Below are 25,580 nucleotides of genomic sequence, written 5' to 3'. Positions count from 1 at the left end.
GCGATCACAGATCGCGCATGACGCCGATCGATCGCAGGTGGTCAAGCACTTCGTTTGTGAGACCTTGCTTGAAGAAGCGCCGCTCCCCCGCCACGTCCCCAAAAAACCGTGTGAATCGCAGCTCTGTATCATCGGCGCCATCCCCACCAGTGATGACAGTGATGCGCGGGCGGATCGGCTCGGCGAGTTGCACACGCTTTAGCAGGTACTTGAACTCGAAATCGGCATTGGGCATGGAATATCCAAAAAAGACCCAGTTGATCGAGTCCCGCAAGTGGTTCTCGGCAGCGCGCCAGCTGGCCGAGTGCATCGGAAAATCCAGTGCCTTCCGGTAGCTGAACGTCGCAAACCTCGTGCCGAGGGATTTGACACGGCAATGCGGACAGGCCGGATTCCTGATGCTGTGCGACTGGGTGAGACGGGTGATACGCTTCACCGCATCCCAGTCCTGCCTCCGAAAAAGCGTATCGGCCACTTTGGTAGCGCTGGAGGGGGGCACCCAGTACACCTTCCTGCAGGAATCGCAGTAGCCAGTTTACGGAACCATGAGGTTTCGTCAGACGGACGGCCCAATTCCCTGGCTTCGGCGTCGACGAAGCCCGCCCGCCCCATCGAAGTCGGCGCGGATTGCCTCGCAGCCGTACTCGACGTTGTGGATGTCCTGCGCTCTGGCCAAACCGGATTCGATGACCGTATCCCAGTTCATGCTGAGAACCGCCGTGCGTTCCGTATCAAACCCGCTCAACAGTTCCTCAAGCAATTGCCAGTTCCCGTCAGGGTTTCGTTGCCTACTGTAGTAGGCCTGCGAGAGCATCCGGATCATGCGGACGATCATAGCCCGGCGTACCAGCCGGAGATCTGATGCCGAATATTCGCCGAGGTGATGACCGGTATTCGCTGAAAGGTCGACCAATGTGAAGAGGTCCTCGAGCTCCGGCCAATCCCGCGGCGCGGCGCTTCTTCCTTCGGCGAAGGTCTTAGCAACGAAACCGTCGACGAACCGCACTAATGCGTTGCTGGGGCCGTCGATCGTCAACCTTGATAGGTTCAATAGCGAAGAGGTGAACGCACTAGCGAGTGGAAGGCCAGCATTAAAGGAGAAGCCGGCACCCACGATGAGCAAATTCTCAGTGTCCATGATACCCTTCGCTTGCCCCCCTCACGAAAGGAAGTTTCCTCAGCTTCTATAGTATGTGAGCCCACTATCGATAAAAATATGATGCTGCGGGACGAATCAACAGCTCCCAGTGGTACGCTACGACCTCGGAGGCGGAGGCAATTTGTATAGAATCGTTGGCGGAGCGGCAGCTTCTCAAAACCTCATCCCAAAGGCTGCCGGTCCGTTCGCGTGCCGAAGGCTGCCGGATCATGCATTCTGACGGATGTCGTCAGTTCATGCGGTGACGGTCCTGCCCGCGCCACGTCCGCCAGAGGCGAACCCGTGTTGCCTCGATGACCTTCCGCTCTGGCGGCTCGCCAAGTCTCTCGCGTGCTTCAGAACAACGAGGGAGACCGAAACCACGAAACTGACGACGCCCGCAATCTACGAAACTTTGCTCGCAAACGGTCGTGGACAGAAGGCCGTGCGCGGCCCACTAGGTATCTAACGCGACACGAGCTGGATAGCTACCAAGAAGCTACCTGTTTACGCCAAAGACGCCGCAGGCTGGGCCGCATCAACGTCTAGGCCGTGCAATAAGTCCCAGACTATTCATCCGGACCCTGGCGCGTCGATGCACAAGCGCCACAGCATAGTGACGGTATGCGTAGTAACGCTGAAATTCTTCACTGTATTCGATACTAGACGGCATTGGACCCCACGACGACATCCGCCGATCGCAAGCTCTCACGAGCACCCTCTTGGTCAACCAGCCACGCCATAGCCCGCTAGGATTCCGACGGTTCGATATTATTCGTACGGAAAGTGGTCCGCAGCTCGTAGACGCCGGACGCAGCAATCTTGCATCCGCAACCAGTGAAGCAGGGTAGCTGCCAGGTGCCGGCAATCTTCCGACGGTTGAGCGAAAACTCGCCGTCGCACAACAGCGCGGTGCGCCGAAGGTAGGCCGCGTCGAAATGGAGTTGGGCTTCGACAGCTCTCGCAAAGACTGATCCCGTCAGAGCGAAGGTCCGGGACTCCTTATCTTGACGGGGAAAGTCAATGCCCTTGCCGTCACCCTCGATGACGTCTGCCCCAATGCGCAGACACATGCGGAGCCGAAAATCGAACGGCTCGCCCCCGTGGGTATGCCCTTTGAAGCTTCCCTCCCATGCCCCCTCGCCGGAAAGGCTTGAGGCTTCAAGCAGCACCTTGAGCCACGGCGGGGTATCGTGTTTCAACACAAGTGCGCGGGACATAACAAGACTCCAAGATTGGATCGGACAGGGCCCTGCCGCGATCACACGGCAGGGCCTGGGGTTTCAGGGACGGTCAGTCTGCGAAGGAGGCGGGAGGGGAGCGGCGCTGGACGGGACGCCGGGGTAGCCGCCGGGCACCGGGTTCAGCCCCGGTTTGCCGCCAAGCGAGTCAACATTCACGGTGTTGCAGCTGTTGCCGTTTGGACAGGGCGAAATGTACTGCCCATGAGCCGGGGGACTGTCGGTATAGTTCTGAGCCGAGGCCGGAATGATAGGGAGCCCGACCATGAGGCCGACGGCGAGCATGAAATAGCGCATCGTGTTCTCCTGATGATTTCGAGGTTAGAAGAGGGCTGTCTACCCTGGCCGCGCCGTGCGCAGGCCAGGGTTCGTGGCTGGTCAGAGAATGCGCCCGCTCAGCATCCAAAATTTCGTCCCATTGGGGAAAACGGTCTCTGTCCAGCCTGTCGGGGCAATGGTGAGCACACTGGCGGGCATGACGGGACCGGAGATCGTGTGCTCCTGGCACTGCTGCAGATTGGTCACTATGACGGGGCCGTTCTGCTGATACTGCGCGGGACGGAGAGGATAGAACCAAGCAATGGCGCCGCCCTGCCCGTCGGGCTGCATGCAGATCGAGGTCGCGCTGTCCGAGGTCTTGACGGACGTGGTCTTGGCGTCTCCCGGCATGTTTTCGGGTCGGCAATCCTGGGGGTGCCCCCAACAGACGGGAAGAGCCTCCACCGGGTTCTTCACAATGGAGTTGAATGTTTTGTTGATCCCCCTGCCGACGGGGGCGATGTGCTTGCTCCACCAGTCTGCGTGCGCTGGCTCAAGGCTAGCAGCGAACAGAGCAGTGGAGATCACACACGCGGCAACTGCAATCGATTTGGCGGTCATATTTCTCTCCCGTTGGCTTCGGCCTGCCCGACTCCTACAGTCGATAAGGCATCCAACGCCGATCGAACTCGCCGCGATCCAACAACGAAGAATTTTTTAACTTCATAATAGCTTGATTCGTATAGGGAATTTTTATTGATGCCCGCCTGTGGCCATGACGAGATTGTGGCTGGCGCGTGACTCGATGCCTTATAGGCAGACGAAGGGAATCGAGAGGAGTAGCTCTGATGCAGTCTTTGGAGCACAGAATCCGTGCACTGGCTTGGCAGGCTAATCGGCGAACCCTTCCTCGTGCCGGCCGGATTGGTGAAAGCGTGCTCGATGAAGTCGCGACCCTCCGCGATTCGGGTCGATTTGGCGACGCGACTGAATTGCTGGAACGCCAGCCGGCCGAAGCTCTGGCGCATGATCCTGTAGCGCTTAATGGCTTGGGACACTTGCGGCTTGGCCTTGGTCGACCTGAGGAAGCGCTAGCGGTGTTTAGGCGTGCCGAGGCAGCCGCATGCTTCGATCAGGCCAAGGCGCTGATCAACCAAGGGCACGCCTTGATGGCTCTCCGACGCTATGGCGAAGCCGAATTGGCGATTGAAAAAGCGAAAAGCCTCAAACCAGACTGGTTTGTGCCCTACCTTATGCTTATTTCAGTCGCTGAATGGAAGTCGACCGAGCAGGATCGCTTCAAGGTGCGATCGGCCGTTCAAGCATTGAAGGGCAGTTGCTCCGACTGGTGGCGCAATGATGAGTTGTGGTCTTACCTTCTTGAAGACGCCGACTATGCTAGGATTAGAGGGTCCGACGAATTCGAGAACTTGTTTGGAGATGGACTCAGCAAGTATGAAGAGGAAATAGCAAAATGAAGAGTTTTGTAGCCGCATTTGCCTTTGTAGTAATAACCGTCTTGGGCCAAGCATCAGTAGCGAGCGCAACATCTCATGGCCCGACTGTTTGGGACCTTGGCAAATAAACTAGAGTTTAGGCGAAAGGGCATCAGATGCTCCGACGTGAACCCAGTGCCGACGACATTCATCTGGCGGAACTCATCAAGGGGCGGCGTGCAGCCGACTTGATTGAGGCGACGGAAGGTCATGTGCGCCTTGCAATGCGCGATAGATTGGACTTGCAGAAATCCATTCGACCACTCGTGGGTGACCGGGACGCAGAGATTGCGGACAAGGTTATTATCGACGCCTACTATGGAATCCTCGGCGTTTTTGGCCAACCTTTGCCAGCCGACAAGATTCTTTTTCGCGGCAGCCACGGCATGCCGATAGCCTACGAAGGCGTCTTGCGGAGAGCCAATCCTCTGAAACGGCCCGAGCCGGTGAGCCTTGTCTATTGGCTTCGCGCTGAAATCAAAAATCGCTTCCTTCCTCGCAACGCCAATCGCCTTGTGCCACTTGAAAATGGTGAGGGCGAAGTTGACCGCTGTGTTGGTCAGGCAGCGTCAGTGACCCCCGACGAGTATCAGGGATCTCACGCACTTAAGCACGACGATTTGTGGAAGGAATTAATGCCGTTTCTGAGTGCCCTCACTCCGGAGGACCGGTTTCTCGTTGAGAGTGTAAACGGCTTGCACGAAGATCTTACATTCACACGCGCGGATGGCCTTCGTGAGCGGCTGAGGCGCGCCGGCTTTGTCAACCGTGCACGGGTCGCGCAGATCGTTCGTCAGATTCGCCACCCGGATGCGGGCTTGCATCCTGCCACGAACCTGCCGATCACGCAGTTGCAATACCCCCAGCTTGCGGCGCTGCTCGGCTGCCACGAGAATACCATTGGCAATCGTTTGACCAAGGCGATGTCGCGCATGCGCTACTTGGCTGCTGCTTCTCGAAAGACCGGTTGAAATTCGGCCTGAGCGTCGAAATTTTCCATGTAGTTGGCAACGGGATTTGTAGGCGTCGTTTATGGCTGGAGCCTTGTCAGGTTGCCTGTACCAATTCGCCAGATGCTCCATCCCGACTATTGACAGTCGATAGATCGAGCTTGCGCTCGTTTTCCCTGGGGGCTCTGTGCTTCCACAGGTCCTCTTACGAACTGGTCGGATAATAAGGGCCGAAGACTTACTTCTCGCAAGCGCCGCTCGTTGGGCAACCGATCGACACTAAACCCGGATGCGAAGTCGGCTTTCTGGTGCAATTATCCGAAAGCCGACCTTCCGCTTCCGTGAAGAGTTTCGGGCGCCGGCAGGCGTACGAAAGTCCCCGAGGAAGGAACCCGCGGGCTACAGGCGATGGCTATGGGGATTTCGGATTTTTGCAGATGTCGGCGATGGCGCGACCGGTGTCGGGAAGCTCTGGGGTGAATGCGGACAGACCGCTTCGTTGCGCCTGCGTACGGTGTTGTCGGGACGGTGGGCGGCTGGGCGCGGCTCTGTCGGAGACGATAATCACCATGGACGTGCGTCGATCCGTTGCCGGAGGCAGAGTGCCTGCAGCCGAAGGCTGAACCATTCCATGCCGGGTCATGGCGTGCTGCTCCCGGTCGACGGGGAACCGTGTGGCGGTCCGCGCGGCTGTCTCCACCGTTCGAAGGTCTCGATGACGATCATGCGTCCGCCGCAGCAGGGGCAGGACGGATGGACATCAGCCGGCTCTTCCGAGGTGTCGGTCTCGGGCGGCGCAGCGACGTTCAGCAGTTCGCGAGCAAGCGCGAGGCCGGCCTTGCGAGCGGAGCCGGCAAGCAGGCCATAGTGCCGGATGCGGTGGAATCCCTTTGGCAATACGTGGAGCAGGAAGCGGCGGATGAACTCGTCGGTCGTGAGCGTCATGAGCTGCTGCCGGTCGGCGCCAGGGCGACGATAGTCCTTGTAGCGGAAGGTGACGCCGCTCTCGTCGAGGCGGATGAGGCGGCTGTTCGAGATCGCGACCGATGGGTGTAGCGCGACAGGTAGGCGAGCACCGCTTCCGGGCCGGCGAAGGGCGCCTTGGCGTAGACCACCCAGCGCTTCTTCCGGACCGGCGACAGGTGGCGCAGGAATGCCCGCCGTTCCGCGAGATGGGCAATTGCGCCGAAGAAGGCGAGCCGGCCAGCGTCGTGCAGCGCGATCAACCGGGAGAGGAATAGGCGGCGGAACAGCTTGCCCAGTACCCGGACCGGAAGCAGGAAGGCCAGACGCGACGATATCCACCGGCTGCCGTCCGGCGCGATGCCGCCGCCCGGCACGATCATGTGCACGTGCGGATGGTGTGTCATCGCCGAGCCCCAGGTATGGAGCACTGCGGTGATGCCGATGCGCGCGCCGAGATGCTTCGGATCCGCCGCGATCGTCAGCATCGTCTCCGATGCCGCCTTGAACAGCAGGTCATAGACCAGCGCCTTGTTGTGGAAGGCGATGGCGGCGACCTCGGCGGCCAGCGTGAACACGACATGGAAGTAGCCGACCGGCAGCAGGTCGGCTTCGCGCTCGGCGAGCCATGTCCGCGCGGCCGCACCCTGGCACCTGGGACAGTGCCGGTTGCGGCAGGAGTTGTAGGCGATCCGCCATTGGCCGCAGTCCTCGCAGGCCTCGACGTGACCGCCAAGGGCCGCGGTGCGGCAGTGCTCGATCGCCGACATGACCTTGAGCTGCTGCAGTGTCAAATGCCCTGCATGGGCGGCCCGGAAGGCGGGCCCGGCAGTGCGGAAGATGTCGGCAACCTCGACCGAGGCGCGCACGCTCAGCCGTCGGGTGAGATCTCTTCCGGCTTGAACAGGCCAAGCTTGTCGAGCGGGCTCGTGACGGTGCGCACCGTGCGGGTTGCAACCTTGGTGTAGAAGGCGGTGCTGTTTAGCTTGGCGTGCCCGAGCAGGACCTGGATGATCCGGATGTCGGTGCCGTCCTCCAGCAGGTGGGTGGCGAAGCTGTGACGCAGCGTGTGCGGCCCGACCCGCTTGGCGATGTCGGCCGCCTGCGCTGCCTCGACGACCACGCGATAGAGCTGGCGGGTGCTGATGGGCTTCATCGCATGCTGCCCAGGAAGCAGCCAGCCGTCGCGATGCATCAGGCCCTGCTGGCGTCCGACCTTCCACCACTGGCGCAGCAACAAGAGCAGGTCTTGCGACAGCATGGCGTTGCGATAGCGCCCGCCCTTGCCACGCTCGACGCGCAGCAGCATGCGCTCGCTGTCGACGTCGGCGACCTTCAGCATCGACACCTCGGCGACGCGCAGGCCGGCGCCATAGGCGACAGACAATGCGGCCTGGTGCTTGAGGCAGGTGGTGGCGTTGAGCAGCCGGGCAACCTCGTCGCGGCTGAGGACCACCGGCAGCTTGCGCGGGTGCGCCAGACGAACGAGCTTGCGCGCCAGATCGGGCCGATCGACCGTATGCGTGAAGAAGAAGCGCAGCGCCGACACGATGCTGTTCATCGTCAGCACGGGAACACCGTCGTCCTGCTGCTCGATCTGGAACCGGCGCAGGTCGTCGGTGGTCGCCGTGTCTGGTGAACGCCCGAGGAACGTCGCCAGGCGTCCGATGTCGCGGAGATAGTTGCGCTGCGTCTCCCGGGAGAAACGCCGCATGTTCATGTCGTCGATCAGCCGCTGACGAAGTGGACTGATAGGGGCATCGAGAACAGGATAGGGCATGGTCAGGCTCCTTGTTGAAGAAGCCCGTGATGCTCTGCCGCTGCCGAACCACCCTCAATGCGAGCGCGACGATCGGTGCTTGATCTCTACCTCACCCCACGCGCCCATCCCGCGCAGCGGGTTCGTTCCCCGGCCCCTTTTTCGAGACCACTTCGGCTGGGTAGTTTCCCGTCTGCGAACGCGATGCTATCGAGGGGGTTCAGGGATTCGATCGCGCAAATCCTTGTGGTCGTGAAGGAATAGCCTACAGGCGAATCCATGGAGTTTCCCTAACGGCCCCCTCGGAGAGCTGCTTTTTGGGTTGCGCGTGTCACCAATCGGCGCGGCCTTGTAACGCCGAGCCAGTCAGCACTCAAAGCGCGGCAAGGCTCGTCGACAGAGGAAGCATCGTGAACCGCAACGCCTGGCGTGCGTGCGCAGTCGCAGACGAGATCTGTTGACCTAATCACAGAGGTGCACGAGGCGAATCGGAGGCGGGCTCAGTTGGGGGATCTCAGATGGCAGGATTGTACTGAACTCTCAGGCCGTCGGTTCATCTCGCTCGTAACCACCCCCGTGAATGTGTATGGATGGCAGCACGGGACTGAGCCGTCCGTCGAGATATCGGCTAATGCTCTCGGTTTGCAGGGGGCGCGTTTTGACGGGAGCCATCTATGTCGACGATTCCGGAAACCCTGGTGTCGATTCCGGGTCGGAATTCCTGCCCTCCTCGCGCAAATCCTGGACCGCCGTCATCGTGCCCTCGGCGATCGCCGGCATCGTGCAGACCGCCATGAACATCGTCCTGGCGGGCGTGCGTGACGAGTTCGGCGTCGAGGAGTTGCACTTCACCAATATCTACAGCGGCGAGGGGCCTTGGAAGTTGGTCACCCCCCACAGGCGCGCGGAGATGATCAGCATCATGGCAGATCTGATGGATCGGCTCAGCCTTCCCGTCGTGCACCAGACCGTCAGCGACTTTACACTGCGGGATCATCCGGATTTTTGGCGGTCCCTTGGGGGCAAGCGGGTCGACGGCTGGAACCTGGAGGACATTTCCCACTTTGGGCTCCTACTGCTTTGCTCGAAGGTTTCGAAGCACATCCGGACCATGAAGGACAATGGCCCCCAGGACTTCGAACTTCCTCTCCCGCTCTACGTAGACGAGGGGCTCATGTCCGCAGGCGGCAAGCGCAAGTTGCCGAACTGGTCGGACGTGATCGACGGGCCGACGGCGTACTTCCGCAGATCTACCGATGTCCCAGGGATACAGCTGGCCGACTTCGCTGCCTTCATCATCACACGGTCGCAATGGATCGCGGTCAAGAGGTGCTCGGGGGAAGTGCTCATCAGGGCCGACGAGCTAATCTTGCGCGCCGCGGCGGGACTCAACATACTGAATCTGCCGATGCGTAGGACGACGCCGGGCGAGTTGGTGCGAGAGAACTACGAGGACTGGCTTGCCGCCGATAGGGTCGCAAAGGGCCTCGCGCCACGACCGCCCAAGTGAATGCAGCCGGCTGTTTTGCATGATCTCGCGACTGAGCTTGAACGCGGGATAGCGGAGACCTTCCCGAGTCTGTCGGTCCGATCGATGTGGGCGCCTGCTTTTGGAGAGGTTGAATTCCTGGCGAGTACGTACTCGATCGCATGATCCGATGTTTATCGAAGCTGGGCGGTGGCTCATGGCGTCCACATGTAATGTTGTTGAAGCCGTTGTAAGGACTCGGTAGCTCGTCTATTCAATCCTTCTGCTAGGCGGACCAGAGTAGACCCTCCGATGTCGAGAATTGAGACCATGAACGGATCAACAAGCGAGGCACCGTTCCTCGCTCGCTTCGCTGTCACGAGGTCGGCAGGAGAGACTCTGCCTGGTGGCTATGACAACGCGGCGAGTCTTTGGACCGTCGCCGGCCCGGAAGGTCGGGTGCCATTGATCGCACATCACGCCGATCTGGCCGAACTCCTGACGAAGACAAGGGTCGATCAGGAGACTGACGATACCAATATCCTCCTTGTCGAACTCACCACGAAAACAAACGAGAAGCGGGATGAAGGCGATGATCGGGCCATGTTGGCCGGCTCGATCCTCGAACTGACGACGAAGACGCACGCGCAGCTCGAAAGCGATGACACGGATCCTCGAGGTCACGGGCTCTGGTAACCGGGTGCCTCGATGGATTGCCTCATCGTCACCAACCAGCGAGACATTACAAGCGACTACATCGTCCAAGAGCTGAAGCGGCGCGGTCGGTCTTTCTTTAGGCTCAACACCGAGGCCCTAGCCACCTCCGAACTGGTATTCTGTTTGCAGGACGACAGCTTCGACCTACGTCTCGGAGGCAGCGAGGTCAGGCTTTCCGATGTCAGATCGGCCTATTTCCGTCGTCCCGAAATCCCCTCGTCCACCTCATCGCTGGAGGACGGCTATCGCGAGTATCGCACCAACGAATGGCTGTCGGCGCTGAAGTCAGTCTATCTCTACCTCAGCGACCGGTGGTTTAGCCATCCGAGCGCGATCCTAATGGCGGAGGACAAGCCCCGTCAGCTGCGGCTGGCCAAGTCGCTTGGGTTCGCCGTCCCTCAGACGCTTGTCTCGAACTCGTTCGCCGAAGTCCGCCGATTCACTATGGGAAAGACGGTCGTAGGCAAGCCGCTGAGGCAGGCGTTGGTGAGCCCGTTCGGTGCGGAGCAGGTGATCTACACTACGCGCCTGCCCGAAATCGCCGAGCCTGACAGACAGGGCATCGGCGCTGTGCCGGCCATCTATCAGACGGAGATTGCCAAGCGACGGGATCTTCGGGTGACTGTCGTAGGCGAGCGGGTGTTCGCGGTTGCGATCGATTCCCAGTCGACGAGTGAAACAGTCACGGACTGGCGCAGGGGTTCCGTCCCCGGCCTGGCTCACATGCTCGTCGAGCTTCCACCGGATATCGAGGGATTGTGTGTGCGCATCGTGCAGCAGCTCGACCTCAGGTTCGGTGCCATCGATCTCATTCTCGATGCTGAAGGGCGACACTGGTTCCTAGAATGCAACCCGAACGGTCAATGGGCTTGGATTGAGAACCGCACTGGCGCGCCGATATCCTCGGCGATAGTCGACGAATTAGAAAGGATCGGCCGCAGATGAAACGCGTCAGGGAGTTTTTCTGGCCGGTTCTCGATCCAATCACCCGCTCCGCGGACGAGCAGGCGAAGGAAGATCGTGGCGGCGAGCTCGTGGCGATCCGGTCGACGATCTGGAAACTACCCGAAGCCATGGAGCATGCAAGGCAGCTGACGGCCGCCGAGAACGAACGAAAGCAAGGCGCCGAAACCAAGGCATCTCTTTATCTTGCCGTCATAGCAGCGATGGTACCGATCCTCGGCTCGCTCGTGACCGACTTCTTTCAACAGGTTCCGAGCTCTCCCAGGGACGCGTTCGGCACTATCACTCTGGCCATCTTCGTTCTCGGCATGGCCTACCTGCTGGCGTGCGGCGTGTGGTCATTTCGGACCCTGAAGGTTTCGGTCTACAGCCGCGTCGATGTCAGTGAGCTGCTCCAGGCGGCAGCGTCCCCTGATCCGGAGCAGCATCTGGTGAAGGAGATGCTCTGCGCCGTCCGGACGAATCGCGATGAGGTCAACGCCAAGATCACTCGCATCCGGATGGCGCACCTCTTCCTCATCCGAACCTTCTTGACGTTCTCGCTGCTCCTCATGGTAATCGTTCTCTGGAAATCGGCGGCTGCCAGCCTTGAGGGAGCCGCAGCGCTCGGCTCCGAAGCCTGGAAGACTTTCGGCGGATAGATATCCGGAACATTCCTGACCTGATCGGTATGCAGTGTACGAATCCTTCGCTCGGGCAAGCCACCGTGGTTGGGACCCGATGATCGATGATTGTAGGCTTCGCAGTCTCCGCTTGGTACCTTGCTTCCTTCGTCAGGCGGACTGCGGGTGGGGCGGGGAGACGAGAACCCGGTAGCGGTACAATCGTAGTGGAAGTGACTGGCATTCCTTGCTATGGCTTTGCGTCGCAAGGGGAAAGATTCGCGTCTATCGAGCCCAAGAAGAACGAAGCCCGGTTCCTCGTTTTAGCTTGCTCGCAAAGTGTCGAGCAGCAATTGGATGAGCGTTGCCGATGAAGGCTCGTAGGTTCGTAGATTTGTTCTCTGGATGCGGTGGATTGTCACTAGGGCTTTCGATGGCCGGCATGCAAGGCCTGTTCGCCGTTGAGCGCGATCCCATGGCATTCCAGACTTTTCATGCGAACTTCGTTTCCGAGTCCTCCAATACGGGCCATGCTTTCGAATGGCCGACTTGGCTTGACCAACGTGCCTGGGGCATTGACGAGCTTCTGGAGGAGCACAAGTCCGACCTGTTGAAGCTGCGCGGCAAGGTCGACGTACTCGCGGGCGGGCCGCCCTGCCAAGGGTTCAGCTTCGCTGGGCGGCGGGTCGAGGATGATCCGCGAAATCAGCTTTTCCAAAAATACGTTGAAGCGGTCGACGCGATACGTCCGATTGCCCTCATCCTCGAGAATGTGCCCGGGATGCGCATCGTTCATCGACCCTCGAATGTTGTCGAGTTACCAATCGGCCCGACACCCAAGAAGCGTTCCTTCTATGACAAGCTCGTCGAGAGTCTGGATGGCATCGGCTACAAGGTTGAGGCCAAATTGGTCGACGCCTCTCGTTTCGGCGTGCCGCAGAAGCGGTCGCGGCTGATTGCCATTGGAGTCCGGCGTGATCTGGCTGACTGGCTGGATGGAGGCGTTTGCCGTGTCTTCGAGCTACTCGAGGAGGTTCGGGGGTCCCAGCTCGAGGAGCTCGGCCTGCCTGACGCTATATCCGCCAGGGAAGCAATCTCGGACCTTGAGATCGCTGGCGTGGAGCTACGCCCCTGCGAAGATCCCGAATCCCCTCGCGGCTTTCAGGAGGCGCGCCGGGGCGAACCTGCGACACGCTACCAGCGGCTGATGCGCAGCGATCACGACGGACAGCCCGACAGTATGCGCCTCGCCCGACACCGGGACGACGTGCGCGAGCGCTTCGGGCGAATCCTTGCAGAATGCCGGCGTGGCGTCCGCATGGACGACGAAGCGCGGCGCGGCTACGGACTGAAGAAGCACCGCATCTACCCAATGTCTCCGACTGAACCGGCACCAACAATTACGACACTTCCTGACGATGTGCTGCACTATTCCGAGCCTCGCATCCTAACGGTCCGTGAGAGCGCGCGCTTGCAATCCTTCCCGGATTGGTTCCAGTTCAAGGGCAAGTTCACCACCGGTGGTGATCGCCGGACCAAGGAATGCCCGCGATATACCCAGGTCGGTAACGCGGTACCGCCCCACCTCGCACGGGCAATCGGAAGTGCAGTCTGCAAGGCACTCGACGAGATAGAGGTTGGCAGGAAGGTCGTCGGGCCGGCCTCAAAGCGCCCGGCCATGGCGGCGTTGGGCTAGCGCATGGAGACCAACGAAACCGCAATGCCTTATCCCGCGCAGTTGCTCAGGTGGGCGGGAAACCGCTCCGGTGGTGTCCGTCGCTTGTTCGACGAGAAAAGTGGGCGGCCGGGTGCTGCGGTCTTCAGGACGAACCTGCTGTCGCGCCTACAGCAGTGGTGCGCGGATATTGGCGCCGGCAAGGACGGGACGCCGCGGGTCATTCTCCTCGTTGGCGGGCCGGGCAACGGCAAGACCGAGGCAATCGAGACGACGATGGTCTGGCTCGACGACGCCCTTGGCTGCGACGGCAAGCTGCTGAGCGCGCTAGAGGTCGCCTTCAAGCCCGACGGCGAGAAGGTCCCCCGCACGATCACGCTCGATGCAGGTGCCCTCGCTTCGCCGACCAGAGACCTACCGCTCTCCATTGTCCAGGACGCCTCGGTCATTGCAGGCTCGTCAGGTCAGTCAGCCGCCAGCCTGCTCCTTCGCGAGCTGACATCGGCGACGGTCCCGGGCTCGCGCGAGCTTTACCTTTGCTGCGTAAACCGCGGCGTGCTCGACGATGCGCTCATATCGGCCATCGAGGCTGGGGCGGACGAAGCGCGCAGGCTTCTGGAATGCACCAGCCAGGCGGTCAGCCTGTCGCCCGACGCCCCTGCCTGCTGGCCTCTCGACGATTATCCGGAGGTTGCCGTGTGGCCGATGGACATGGAGTCGTTGCTCGTTGGCACCGAGAACGGCGACCCGGCCCCGGCAGTGGAGATATTCCGCAAGGCACTTGACGCCAGCCTTTGGCCGCAGCCGGGCACGTGTGCCGCGGGAGCGCAGTGTCCATTTTGTGGAAGCCGTTCGCAGCTCGCGCGGGAGCGACCAGCGGCAGCGCTGCAGCAGATGTTGAGGTGGTTCGAGATCGGGAGCGGGAAGCGTTGGAGTTTCCGTGACTTGTTCTCGCTCGTCTCGTATCTGCTTGCGGGACACCGAGACGATGCCTCCCTCGACGAAAGTTCCCCGTGCGAATGGGCGGCATCACGCCTCCGGCTTGATCAGGAGGCCCTGGCAAGTGCTCGCCCGCGCAAGGACAGTTCCATCGCCATCTTCCAGCTCGTCGGCGCGCAATACCAGCACGCCCTCTTCCACGGCTGGGACAAGGAGGCAGGTCTGGCCCTGCTGCGCGATCTTACCGAGCTCGGCCTCAAGGACAACAACACTGCCATGGGCCTGCAATGGTTCCTTGCGTCGCGTCGAGCCTCCTATTTGCCAACAATGATCTCCGGCCTCCTCGACGGTTTCGACCAGCTGCTCGATCCTGCGCTGGCAAGCCCAGAAAGCGAGGCGGCGGCAACGCACGGCACGACCTACGTGCTCCGCGACTTCGACACGCGCTTCAGCCGCTCGGTCGCTGAGGGGCTGGACCACGTCAGGAAGTCGCGCGTACTCTCCGGCATTGAGACCGACCTCCTCAGCAGGCTTGCCGAGCTGGATTCCTTCCTCTCGAGGCAGCAGGTGCGCCGGAAAAAGCCGGCTGTCGCCACTCGCGTGCAGCGTCTAGTCCGTGATTTTGCCTGCCGGATGGTCCGGCGGAGCATTGGCGCAAGGACCGCTACCGTCTTGGATGCCGAGGTGCTTCGTGAATTCCAGAAGATCGTGGACGATGGCGGCGATGGGGTCTTCGAGGTTGCGCGGGACGTCGAGCGGCTCCTTAACAAGAATCAGGACTTTGAGGTGTCGCTTACGACAACGTTCGGGCAGCCATTGCCCCCGCCGACGAGGCGCGCGACGCTTGTCGTCCAACGGCGCCACGTTCAGCCAACAGATACCCTACAGGAGGGGCGTCCGTGCTCGCCGCTCCGCTTCCTGGAAGTCGGCGATGGCGCATCCGCCCAGAAAATCGCCCTGACCTATGACCTGTTCAAGGCAGTGAAGGAGGTCGATCGCGGCATGTCGGTCGCGTCGCTTCCGCGGTCCGTCCTTGCGCTTCTGGACACAACGGGCGCTCGCCTCGGCGGTCCGATCGTCCGGGACGCGGTGGTGCTGCCTCGCGCCGAGATCAGGCTCGGCACTGGCGGAGTCGCCGTCCAGCAGCGGCGGGAGGGATTTGGCTTGCTCAGGGAGACCGGGCGGCGATGACGCTTGCGCAGTTCCGCGATGCACCTTGGGCGAACTCGCACGAAGCCTACTCAAGGGCACGGCTAGCGATGACGCCCGCGCCGGAATACGCCAGCTCGGAGGTGATCCTCTCTTCCGTCTACCGGGTCATCGGCCTCGAGGGTGCGACCGAGCGTACGGTGCCACAGCGCGGCCGCGATCTCGACCAAGCGATCAAGCGTGCCAGGAAGCGCGGAAAGGGACCGGAGGGCTCCACGCTTGACCCAGACTCCTTCAGCTCGTTGCTCGGCTCTATCCTGGAAAGCCCAAAGCTCCCGAACCAATCGACCAAGCGCTTCCTGCAGGTGACGCCGCTGGTGCCGCAGCTGAGCATCTTCTCTGGATCGGCGCGACTGGCCGGCAATCCCTGGACCGCCGGCCAGCTTGTCAAGCGAATGATTTGGCTTGGGTCCAGCGATCCGGCTGTAGCAGAGGCCACCTGGCAAGCCTTCTTCGAGGCGCTGTCGGTCGGCGTCGAGGACGACGTATTTGCCCGGTTCCTGCAAGCCGAGGTCGAGGCGTGGGTGCCGGAGCCCAGTTGGCAGCTGGCAACCCCGCGCGCCGACCCCGTGATAGCGAGGGACGACGCCAGCATCGATGTGTTTCCCGCGCGCCAGTTTGTCCACGACCTCAAGGCTGTGATCGCGGCAAAGTCGACAATGACGCGCCGCCAGTGGACCAGCCTGCTGGAGGCTGTCATTCGCCTAGGTGCGGTCGCCCATGTCGTGTGGCTGTGCGAGGTCCACTCTCGCGCATGGCTTGCACTGTCCTCAGCCCTAGACGGAAAAGGTCCCGAGGGGGTGGACGCCTCGCGCGTGGCATTGTTCCCCGAGCGCCTCGCTTGCCTACCCTATGGGAACAAGGCCTTGCCCTCGATCCGGGACAGTGTCTCCCGCTTCCTTGCGGCTCGCCTCGGCATAAACGCGACCTTATGGGCTTTGGATTCGTTAGGGATCGCGCCAGCGGATGGCCTGTCCTCCTCGCATGGCCTGGCCGAGCTTTGCGACCAAGTCCGCGCAAACCGGGCTCACCTCCAGGCGACGGGGGTGCGGGACGTCGTGGCCAGTCTCGAGGACAGGGAAACGCGCACGCTCCTCTGCCGGAAGGGCATCGGATCGAATATCAACGAGTTCGTCCGCCACGTGCTTGGCCAGCGCCAAACAGCCAATCCCACCCTCAGGGGCTATGACCAAGGCTATGTCCTGAGGAAGGCTGGCGCTAGTGCGAATAGCCCGTGGATCGTGTCCCTCGGCCCGGTGGCCGTACTGGCGCTGGTGCATTGTTCCCTTGCTGGCGTTGGCGGCCCTCGATCGGTTCACCGGCTCGCCCAGCATCTGGCTCAATATGGCGTCAGCATGGCCCACAGGGACATACCGCAGAATGACCTCGGCCAGCAGCTAAGGATGCTCGGCCTCGTCCTCGACAGCCCTGATGCTGAGAGCGGTATGCTGCTCGTGCCGCCGTTCCGGTTGTCACCGGTTAGCGGAAGGGAGCAGCCATGAATGCAATCGCGCAAGCGCTTGCCGACTATGTTTCTGCGCAGGTAGGCATCGCGTCACCGGATCTCGGGACTGCCGGGCAGGCTGAGGTTAGGCTTGTCTTCCATGGGCCGCCACTCGAGATCCTCTCGGAGGTGTTCGACCATCTCGTCCGCGAGTCCGAGGCCGTGGCGGGATCGCGGCCGCCCTATCTTCTGCAGGTTCCCCGTGCACAGCTACCAGGGGGAAACCCTGGGATCGGGGAGTCGGGCAGATGCGACGAAACGCATCTGCTGGACCTCAGGAACCTGCCCGAGCTGCCGAGCTTCGTGGCCCTCGTCCCGCCGGGCGAGCACAGCATCCTGTCCGTGTCGTCGACGACCGACAGGTTCGGGGTCGCGGAGGTCAGCAACGGGGGAAACGCAACCTTCGAGAGCTGGTGGGATGACGCCTTCGTGCAGCGCGTAGTCTCCGATGGCCTCGCGCGTGCTGGCCTGACCGAGGCAATGGCGGAAGAAGGTCGCCTGCTAGTCGAAGCCGCCGCCCGCGCGGCCGACGAAGTGGACCCCGACCGCCCTACCCGCAAGGGGGCATGGAACGTGCTCGCCCGGCTATTAGCGATCGACCGCGGACTCGGCCTCCCGGCTGGATTTGGCGTGAGCCTGGCGTGCGGGGTGCCTCCACGGCGCGATGGGTCGCTGTCAGCTCACGACCAGCTTGGGACACTGGACAAGATTGCCGACGCGATGGCTGACGGCTTCCGCAATGGCATCGACCGCCTGGCAGATGGTGCCACGGACGATGAGCGGGACGCGCTCGAGCAGTTTCACACCCACGTAAGGGCTGGCTGGCAGGTCCAGAGCGCCTTCGATCGTGCGCCCGCGGCCTTCTATGCGCCGATGCAGGGCCTGGAGCTTGGCCCTCCGCCCGACTGGTGGAACTTCCTAGACGTCGAGAAGTGGTCGGAGTTACTCGCCGAGGAGTCGGTGGTCTCTGGCGACATCGTCATGGAATGCGTCAACGCAATTGCTGCGCTTGGGAAGGCAATGCCCGCCGTCGTAGTGGATCGGGTCGACCTGAAGTTCGCGACGAAGGGTGGCGATCAGAGCGGTGCCCGAGTTGAGGTGCAGCGCACGCCGGCCGGCGGATCAAAGGAGGTAGGCGAGATCGAGGCCGACTCCGACAAGATCCTGTCGGACGCGGCTCCGCCGCAGCACAAGAACCCGATTAGCTACAAGGCGACGGCTGAAGGATTCAAGCCGGGCTCGATGAAGGTCGTGTCGCTGGCGACGTGGCAACCCGGCATCCTCGTAGGCTGTCGCCTGGCAAGGAAGTTCACCGGCCCTCGCAAGCCCGCGAGGGGAGCCGCGCGAAGTGGAGCCGACTGGGAATCGAGCCTGACATTGCCAGGTCAAGGTCGCTACGAGCTCCTCGTCTTCGTTTCGCCCGGAATTGAGCTTGAGCCATCGGCGACGAGCACCGCGGAGCAAGCGGACGGGCGGGCCGAGGCGGCCACGCACCTGGTGGTGCGCGACCTCCGAGATTCGATCTTCCAGCTCGAGGTCGAGGCGGAAGGGAATCTGCAGGTCGACTTCAGGTTTGCCCGCCCGATCCGGGATGGCTCGTTCTCCCATGAGACTTGCCGCGTCTACCTGACCTGCGAAGACGCGCCTGAAGTTGGGTGCCGGAGCGAGTTCGAGCGCCTCATACGGGCCAACAGGCGCCCGCTTGAGCCTTTCGACGCCAAGGCGGTCATCCAGGTCAACCGCGCCGTCCGATCGACGATGCTCCAGGACTGGCTGCTGGCGCCGGAATCAGTTCGGCAGTCCTACCAGCCCATCGTGCTGGCGGAGGACTATGGCGCGCACTGGGCGCCGCCAAGGTGGGGAGCCGAGAGTGGGCCCATCATGTCCGAAGGGAGGTTCATTTGCGACCCGCGCCCCGCGCCTGACGAATTCGACCCGCCGGAGGAATTCCTCGCCTTGCGCGAGGAGATTGCCAACCGCGTGCGCGGGGACGGCGACCAGTCCGGGGTCTTCGAGATCGCTCGACTTGGCGAGTGGGCCGCACGCGATGAGGAATTCAGGGCGGTCGTCGAGCGGTATGTTGATGCGTACCATGCCTGGCTGGCTGCAGCACCAGAGGTCGCTTGCTGGTGCGATGTCGTCGCCATAGCCTCGCTTGATGGAAGCGGGCGCAGCCTGGCCCGGGTGCCGGATGCCGTCCTGCTCTCGCCCTTCCATCCACTACGGGTGGGCTGGCATGTCGTGGCGCAGGGTGTCCTGTCCGACGCCGACGAGCAGGGCAAGCCATGCCCTGCCGCCAGCGTGCTCGACCCTGATTGCGTCCCCGACATCATGACCATGTTCGTGCGGTCGCCATCGGGAGTGGACCAGATTGAGTACCTCGCGGTCGAGAACGGCACCGACTATTGGTCAGTGCTCTGGAACGGGTCGAGCCTCGCCAACCTTGCTCGCCGGTCAATGGACGCCCCTTTTGGCGACGAGTTCGGGATCAGCGTTGGCGGCATATCGGTCGGCTTCAGCGCCGCGCAGGTCGTCAGGGCGCTAGATGACGTCTCCGAGCTGCTTGCCGCCAAGCCAGTAGTCTCGATTGCTGTGTCGAGCGCGGGTGGCGCCACGGATGCGTGCAACGACGGGCTCATCGAATGGTGCACGACACGCTTCCAGCCGGAAGCGAAGCGGCCGCGCTCGCGCGCGACAGGACAAAGGTTGGTCGAGATATTCGACGACAGGACCGATGATGCCCGCCCGGATGACGCCAAGATCGCGAACCTGTCCGAAGATACGCGGAATGCCGTCCGGTGGTATAGCGGCCAGCCACCCCGCAGCATCCCTGACCTCGGGATCATTGCGCAGCTCGACATGTCCGAACCTGGGATCGCGGCAGTAGACCAGCGCACCCCGCTTGGCTTCGGCGCCTTGTCACGGCACCGCGTCCGCCGGCAGCTGCCGCGCATATTCCTCAATGAGTCCCGCCAGTCCACGCCACCGGCACAGTCCGGCGATGTTCTCGCCGACAAAGTCGGGGGATTGGTCGCAGCGATGGAGAACCTGTCGGCAACCCGCGTCGGCCTGCAATTTGCCCCTAATGTGCACGAGGTGAGGCACATGCTGCAGGGACGGCGGGCCGACTTCGTGGCAGTATCATCATCGGCGATCGATCCCGCATGCTTCCTGGGGGGCTGGCTCGAGGGAGCCTACCTCTGGGACTATGAGTTGCCGTCCTATTCCCACCGCTCGGGCGACACAAATGGCTACTATCTCCTTTCGCAGGTGACCGATGCAGACCGGGAAGCGCTCGCCAAAGCCCTCGACCGCCTGCCGGGCTGCAAAGGCATAGAACCGGCCAAGGTCAAGGATGTGCTGCTCGAGGTGGCACGGCGGGGCATTCCGACGATCAAGGGCCTCGCAGGCGACGACTCGGGCGCGACGGGTGACCTTGGCGTCCTCGTGGCCGTCCGGCTCCTTCAGGACAAGTTCCGAGCGGAGGCGGGTTATTCCGGTGGAGTGCTCCCCGTGCTCAAGGGAAGCGAGGACGAGCCGGCGATCGCGATCGTGGTCCCGGTCGATCCATTCCGAGGGTACATCGGCGACCTTTGCCGTACTCTTGGGAAGGACCGGAAAGACCTTGCGCTTCTAAGACCCGACTTGATGGTAGTAGGCATCGACTTCGCGGGCGGCAGGCTGCGCATCAAGCTGACGCCGGTAGAGGTGAAGTGCAGGCCTACGGCTTCTTACGCAGCAGGCGATGCCGTCGAGGCGCTTGAGCAGGCCAAGGCACTATCATCGCTGCTTGAGGCGATGGCACCCCATCCCAATCAGCCCCGGCTTTGGGGACTGGCTTTCCAGCACCTGATGCTTTCGATCATCGGATTCGGCATGCGGGTCTACAGCCAGCAGGACGATGTCAAAGGGCACTCTGCCGAATGGTCGGAACTGCATGAACGAGTCGCGAAAGCGATCCTCGACGGCGACGACTGTGTCGAGATCGACCACCGCGGCCGCCTTGTCATTGTCGATGAATCGCCATCGAGCGCGCCGCGCGACCATGACGGCGATGGGTTCGACGAGACGATCGTCATAGGACGCGAGGACGCGGGCCAGATCGTGGCCGGCGACCCTTCGAGCTTCTACGCCATGGTCAAGGCCCGAGTGGGCGACTGGGCGCTCATGCCCGTGCCCGCTGGCCAGGTAGTGAGGGCTGGCATGGACGAGCGGGGGGAGCCAACGACAGTGGCGCCGCCCCCGGTCGAAACGCCACCAGACGGAAGCAATGAATCGGAAAGCGAACCGGATTCACCGACGTTTCCCCCAGCCATCTCCATCGTCACCACTGCGCGTTCGGCGGCGATGGACGGCAATGCAGAGGACCAAGGCATCGGGGTCGTCCTTCAGGTTGGAAAGACCGTCGATGGCTTCAAGCCGAGGGAGCTTTCGCTCAATATCTCGGACACGAGGCTTAACCAGTTGAACATGGGCGTCGTCGGGGACCTCGGGACAGGCAAGACGCAGTTGCTGAAGTCGCTCATCACGCAGATTTCTGCTGCAGGCCCAGCGAACCGAGGGATACGACCGCGCTTCCTCATTTTCGACTACAAGCGGGACTATAGCAGTGAGGATTTCGTCGCGGCTACAGGCGCGCGCGTGGTGCGCCCTCACCGCCTGCCATTGAACCTGTTTGACACTAGGACGATCGGCGACGTCCCCACGCCTTGGCTCGACCGGTTTCGCTTTTTCGCCGACGTGCTCGGCAAGATCTATCCCGGCATCGGCCCGGTCCAGAGGGATAAGCTCAAGCGCGCAGTGCGGGAGGCATATGACGCAGCCCCCCAAGACGCGCCTCCGACGCTCCGCGATGTCCACGCGGCCTATGCTGCGATTCTGGACGGAAAGGCCGACTCGCCAATGGCGATCATAGACGATTTGATGGACATGGAGATCTTCGAGCCAGACCAGTCGCGCACCGTGCCGTTCGACCAGTTTCTCGAAGGCGTCGTTGTGGTCGCGCTGGATGCCCTCGGGCAAGACGACCACAGCAAGAACATGCTCGTGGCGGTAATGCTGAACATGTTCTACGAGAACATGCTGAGGACGCCGAAGCGGCCATTCATCGGAAGCAGCCCACAGCTCCGGGCAATCGACTCGTACCTGCTGGTCGACGAAGCGGACAACATCATGCGTTACGAGTTCGATGTGCTTCGCAAGCTGCTTCTCCAGGGACGCGAGTTCGGCACGGGTATCATCCTGGCCTCGCAATACCTGCGGCACTTCAAGGCGGGCGCCACCGACTACCGCGAGCCGTTGCTAACTTGGTTCGTGCACAAGGTGCCGAACGTCACAGCGGCAGAGCTATCCGCGCTCGGGCTAGCGGCAAGCGCGGGCGAGCTCGCAGAACGCGTGAAGACGCTGGCGAACCACCAGTGCCTGTACAAGTCGTTCGACGTCCCCGGTGAGATCATCCGCGGTTTCCCTTTCTTCGAGCTTCTTCAGGCCCCGCCTCGAGAGGAGTAGCGGCAGCGATGGTTGACTTCCTTTCCACAGAGCAACGCTCGGAACGGATGTCGCGCATCCGGTCGAAGGATACGTCGCCGGAACTGGCATTGAGGCGGGCTCTCCATGCGCTTGGCCTGCGGTTCCGCGTGCACTACCGGCGCCTGCCAGGGACGCCGGACATCGTCCTGCCGAAATTCAAGACCGTCGTATTGGTGCATGGCTGCTTCTGGCATCGCCATGCCGGGTGCAAGGTCGCGTCGACCCCGAAAAGCCGGACGCCGTTTTGGCAGGAGAAGTTCGACCGCAATGTCCATCGCGACCAGCAAAACACAGCGGCCCTCGAGGAGCGCGGCTGGAAGGTTATGGTCGCCTGGGAATGCGAGCTGGGATCCCAACGAAAGGTTGACGAGGTCGCTCGGCGCGTTGCGTCGGAGATCACTCTCCCCGGCAGGTAAGTCGTTCGATGAACTTGACGACGAAGATGGAAGCCGCTGATCTCCGGAACCTACGTATACGTTGCCTCGGCTTTCGCTGCCGATCCATTGGCCAATAAGCCCTTTGGGCGTTCTATTTCTTGGGCCTGTGTGGCCACCAATGTCTCAAGATTGGCAACCCTTTCTTCATAGTCCTGAAATGATCGCCCAATTGCCCGGAGCGGCGAAGGTGGTGTGCTGGGTCCGCCTTTCGGATCGGGGATGCTCATTCGACTCCAGCCCTCCGGTTTGCTTGCAAGTTCCGTAGATCCTTCCTGATGCTCTTGAGAAGAACTATTAAGTCGACGCAATCCTTGTTGCGTGCCGCTAGCAAGCCCTCCAGTTCTAGGACGCGTGCCCTGAGAGACGCTGTTTCAGACCAGCGCTTTTTCCCGGCCTTCCTGATGGCACCTTGTGAGCGCCTGAGAGCATCTATGCGACGCCAGGGATGAATCATCCGCTAGCGGCAAAAGAGGACTGAGCAAACCGCAGCTCCGCCGTAGTGAGCGGCGTCCGTGCTTCGCCTCATAGTCGAAAGCGGCCTTGAACACATCGGTGCCGCAAGCTTCTTGCCGATAAGGCCGCTTGCAATTTTGCAAATAGAAATTCTGGAACTCCTGCAGACGCGATCCTGCGCTCCGCTTCACCCTCCTGGGAGAGACCTGCATGAAGAAGTTTCTTCTGACGTCGGGCGGCATCGGCAATGGCCGCCACAGACTTGGTCCGTTCGACCATTTCAGCAATGCAAACCGTGAGAGCGGGCCGGTCGGCCGGATCGGCGGCTACGCGACCATCGCTGACCAACCTCGGATGATCGAAACTTCGGATCATGAGAAAGATCAACGTCCTAGCGCTATGAGACTATGAGGATGCGAGACTCATAGCTAACCATTTGATTATGCTCGTGAAAATCGTTGACCTTCCGCGAGCTTCGGATTAGCTTTTTCGTCATCAGGCAAGAGTGATTCGAGGCTTGGGCTCTCCCGCGAGGCGAGAGAATGCTCACCCGCGTGCCAGGGCGATTGTCGCTCCATGGAGAACAATGATGGCAGACAATGCTAGCAGTTCGGGGCGCACCCGTCGAAACGACAACGAAGCTGGAAGTGAGGCTGCGGGGCCAGAAAATTCATTCGCTCTGAAACCTGGAGACCTGAAGCAGGCTCTTGCCGACCTCAAGAATTTCGACGTCGCGTCGTTCGTAGTGTCGCCTGGAAAATGTCTCGACACTCGGAACGGAGACGTCTGCTCCGCTGCTTGTGCAAGCAATCCGTGCCTCTGCGTTGGGCCCAGTATGAGGATCGGCATGTTGCGGGGGTTTTCACCTAGATCACCCGGAACGCAAGTAGGCTCGGTTGAGATCGCGTGAACATGATCGCGTTTGCCGGCAAATCGCCGAACCCTCCCCTCACGGCACAATTGCGCCGAAGTTCGCTACCGCCGCTGAGTAAGAGGGTCGCTACACTCAGTCTAGCATCGGGGGCAACCAACGGGCGCCGTGCCGAAAGGGGGCAGGTTTGAAATTTAGGCTTTCCAGCCGGATGGTTCCTCGCTCGCTGGCAGGTACGATCATGGTCGATGAGGTAGGCATTCCTCGATACTGGCTTCACGCTTGGCTTGTTCTGAATGGGAGCGGGTGGAAGGAGTCTACGCGGGGCAAGGTAGTGTCAGCAGTGGAACGCCTACACGAAGCTGTTCGCGTCAGACTAGGCTATGACTGTCTGGACCGACTGATTAACGACCTCGATATCGATGCACTGGTTTCAATTTTGCAAGGTTTGTTTATTCAACTTCGAAATGGTGGTCTCGACAGTAATATTGATAATCAGCAGACGTGGCGCTATGCGTCTGATTTCCTAGTCCAAATACTCCGCCATATCTGCTTGATCGACGGCATACCTAAATCAAAAGAGCTGTTATCGGCAATAGGTAGGATGGATGAAGAGTGTAGAAGACTAAAGACTCGGCCTGACGAAGCAACAACTCAGCTTAGAGCCCTCCCTTCCGAAGTTATAGAAGAGTTTTACGAAATCATTCGGGTCGATTCCAGGCGTAATCCGTTCCGAACGGTTCCCCAAAAATACCGAAATTTCCTGATGCTGATCTTGCTTTTGCATTTGGGCCTGCGCCGCGGCGAGATATGCTTGTTAGCAGTCGATGCAATCTTTAGGGCGATTGACCCTCGGACAGGCGCTGAGCGCTACTGGATGAACGTGGTGGAGCCGCTGGAAGAAGATAATACAGACACTCGCGAAGACCGACCCTTTCTAAAGACGGCTTACTCGACGCGTCAAATACCAATTCCCAGAGAAATTGCAGTTCTTGTAGCAACATATGTCGACAATTATCGCGGCAATCCGCCTCATACATTCCTGTTCAACTCCGCTTGGAATAACCCGATTGCCAAGAACACCGTCAACGCGGTGTTTTCCACGATCACCAAACACCTGTCGGAGGCATCGATCAAGTTGTTGGACAAAAGACTGGCGGTAGACAGTGTCACTCCGCACCAATGTCGGCATACCGCAGCCGTTGTTCGCTTGAAGGACATGTTGGATGCCGGCGTTGGAATGGAGGACGCCGTCTCTCAGCTCAAGGTTTTCTTTGGATGGTCGAGGAAGTCCGACATGCCGCTCCATTACGCGCGCGCATATTTCGAGAACCGCCTTCAGGAGGTTTGGGACCGCCGTTGGGACACCCATGTGGAGCATTTGAGAGAACTCGAAACGGGAGAATAG

Annotated in this window: 18 protein-coding genes and 1 pseudogene; 13 read left to right on the top strand and 6 right to left on the bottom strand. The window is 61.1% G+C overall.

What is annotated here, in order from left to right:
• Nucleotides 1–4: 4 nt before the first annotated feature.
• From LB545_RS01340 to LB545_RS01325, 4 genes are all read right to left on the bottom strand, one after another.
• Nucleotides 5–436 (bottom strand): hypothetical protein, encoded by a 432-nt coding sequence (locus LB545_RS01340; protein ID WP_224704279.1) that lies wholly within the window; start codon nt 434–436, stop codon nt 5–7.
• 120 nt (nt 437–556) lie between these two features.
• Complete coding sequence (locus tag LB545_RS01335; protein WP_224704277.1) at nt 557–1,138, bottom strand: hypothetical protein; 582 nt, start codon at nt 1,136–1,138, stop codon at nt 557–559.
• A gap of 749 nt (nt 1,139–1,887) precedes the next feature.
• Nucleotides 1,888–2,358 carry a hypothetical protein gene (locus LB545_RS01330; RefSeq protein WP_224704275.1) on the bottom strand — a complete coding sequence of 157 codons (471 nt, stop codon included), beginning with the start codon at nt 2,356–2,358 and terminating at the stop codon, nt 1,888–1,890.
• 399 nt (nt 2,359–2,757) lie between these two features.
• The gene (locus tag LB545_RS01325; protein WP_224704273.1) at nt 2,758–3,258 is read right to left on the bottom strand and encodes a hypothetical protein; all 501 of its coding nucleotides are present in this window, start codon (nt 3,256–3,258) and stop codon (nt 2,758–2,760) included.
• Between the two features lie 227 nt (nt 3,259–3,485).
• Here LB545_RS01325 and LB545_RS01320 point away from each other — a divergent pair, with 227 nt between their 5' ends.
• Together LB545_RS01320 and LB545_RS01315 are read left to right on the top strand one after the other, a co-directional pair.
• The gene (locus LB545_RS01320; protein ID WP_224704271.1) at nt 3,486–4,115 is read left to right on the top strand and encodes a hypothetical protein; all 630 of its coding nucleotides are present in this window, start codon (nt 3,486–3,488) and stop codon (nt 4,113–4,115) included.
• A 134-nt stretch (nt 4,116–4,249) separates the two neighbouring features.
• Nucleotides 4,250–5,104, top strand: a complete 855-nt coding sequence (locus tag LB545_RS01315) for a hypothetical protein (RefSeq protein WP_224704269.1) — start codon at nt 4,250–4,252, stop codon at nt 5,102–5,104.
• Nucleotides 5,105–5,722: 618 nt separating this feature from the next.
• Here the strand turns inward: LB545_RS01315 and LB545_RS01310 are convergent.
• Nucleotides 5,723–6,915 (bottom strand): annotated as a pseudogene (locus tag LB545_RS01310) (IS91 family transposase).
• A gap of 2 nt (nt 6,916–6,917) precedes the next feature.
• Nucleotides 6,918–7,826 (bottom strand): tyrosine-type recombinase/integrase, encoded by a 909-nt coding sequence (locus LB545_RS01305; RefSeq protein WP_224704267.1) that lies wholly within the window; start codon nt 7,824–7,826, stop codon nt 6,918–6,920.
• A gap of 610 nt (nt 7,827–8,436) precedes the next feature.
• Between LB545_RS01305 and LB545_RS01300 the strand changes: the two genes are divergently transcribed.
• The 11 genes from LB545_RS01300 to LB545_RS01250 all read left to right on the top strand — a co-directional run bounded on the left by LB545_RS01300 (nt 8,437) and on the right by LB545_RS01250 (nt 25,580).
• Complete coding sequence (locus LB545_RS01300) at nt 8,437–9,315, top strand: DUF3800 domain-containing protein (RefSeq protein WP_263493561.1); 879 nt, start codon at nt 8,437–8,439, stop codon at nt 9,313–9,315.
• A 288-nt stretch (nt 9,316–9,603) separates the two neighbouring features.
• A complete protein-coding gene (locus tag LB545_RS01295; RefSeq protein WP_224704265.1) occupies nt 9,604–9,969 on the top strand; it encodes a hypothetical protein in 366 nt (121 codons plus the stop codon).
• 12 nt (nt 9,970–9,981) lie between these two features.
• Nucleotides 9,982–10,935, top strand: coding sequence for an MvdC/MvdD family ATP grasp protein (locus LB545_RS01290; protein ID WP_224704263.1), 954 nt, complete (start codon nt 9,982–9,984; stop codon nt 10,933–10,935).
• Nucleotides 10,932–11,594 (top strand): hypothetical protein, encoded by a 663-nt coding sequence (locus LB545_RS01285; RefSeq protein WP_224704261.1) that lies wholly within the window; start codon nt 10,932–10,934, stop codon nt 11,592–11,594. The genes LB545_RS01290 and LB545_RS01285 overlap by 4 nt, the downstream gene beginning before the upstream one ends.
• A 331-nt stretch (nt 11,595–11,925) precedes the next feature.
• Nucleotides 11,926–13,251 carry a DNA cytosine methyltransferase gene (locus LB545_RS01280; RefSeq protein WP_224704258.1) on the top strand — a complete coding sequence of 442 codons (1,326 nt, stop codon included), beginning with the start codon at nt 11,926–11,928 and terminating at the stop codon, nt 13,249–13,251.
• A gap of 3 nt (nt 13,252–13,254) precedes the next feature.
• A complete protein-coding gene (locus tag LB545_RS01275) occupies nt 13,255–15,360 on the top strand; it encodes a hypothetical protein (protein WP_224704256.1) in 2,106 nt (701 codons plus the stop codon).
• On the top strand, nt 15,357–16,880 hold the full coding sequence (locus LB545_RS01270) for a hypothetical protein (RefSeq protein ID WP_224704254.1): 1,524 nt from the start codon (nt 15,357–15,359) through the stop codon (nt 16,878–16,880). The genes LB545_RS01275 and LB545_RS01270 overlap by 4 nt, the downstream gene beginning before the upstream one ends.
• Nucleotides 16,877–22,390, top strand: coding sequence for an ATP-binding protein (locus LB545_RS01265; RefSeq protein WP_224704252.1), 5,514 nt, complete (start codon nt 16,877–16,879; stop codon nt 22,388–22,390). The genes LB545_RS01270 and LB545_RS01265 overlap by 4 nt, the downstream gene beginning before the upstream one ends.
• 8 nt (nt 22,391–22,398) lie before the next feature.
• Entirely contained in the window at nt 22,399–22,827 is a 429-nt protein-coding gene (locus LB545_RS01260; protein ID WP_224704250.1) for a very short patch repair endonuclease, read from the top strand.
• Nucleotides 22,828–23,511: 684 nt separating this feature from the next.
• Nucleotides 23,512–23,712: a hypothetical protein gene (locus tag LB545_RS01255; RefSeq protein ID WP_224704247.1), complete on the top strand. Its 201-nt coding sequence runs from the start codon at nt 23,512–23,514 to the stop codon at nt 23,710–23,712.
• 647 nt (nt 23,713–24,359) lie between these two features.
• A complete protein-coding gene (locus LB545_RS01250) occupies nt 24,360–25,580 on the top strand; it encodes a tyrosine-type recombinase/integrase (protein ID WP_224704245.1) in 1,221 nt (406 codons plus the stop codon).

The sequence above is a fragment of the Mesorhizobium sp. BR1-1-6 genome, from assembly GCF_020165355.1.
Lineage (GTDB): Bacteria > Pseudomonadota > Alphaproteobacteria > Rhizobiales > Rhizobiaceae > Mesorhizobium.
The sequence above is the reverse complement of the archived record's forward strand: the minus strand, read 5'-3'. Positions and strand labels throughout refer to the sequence as shown.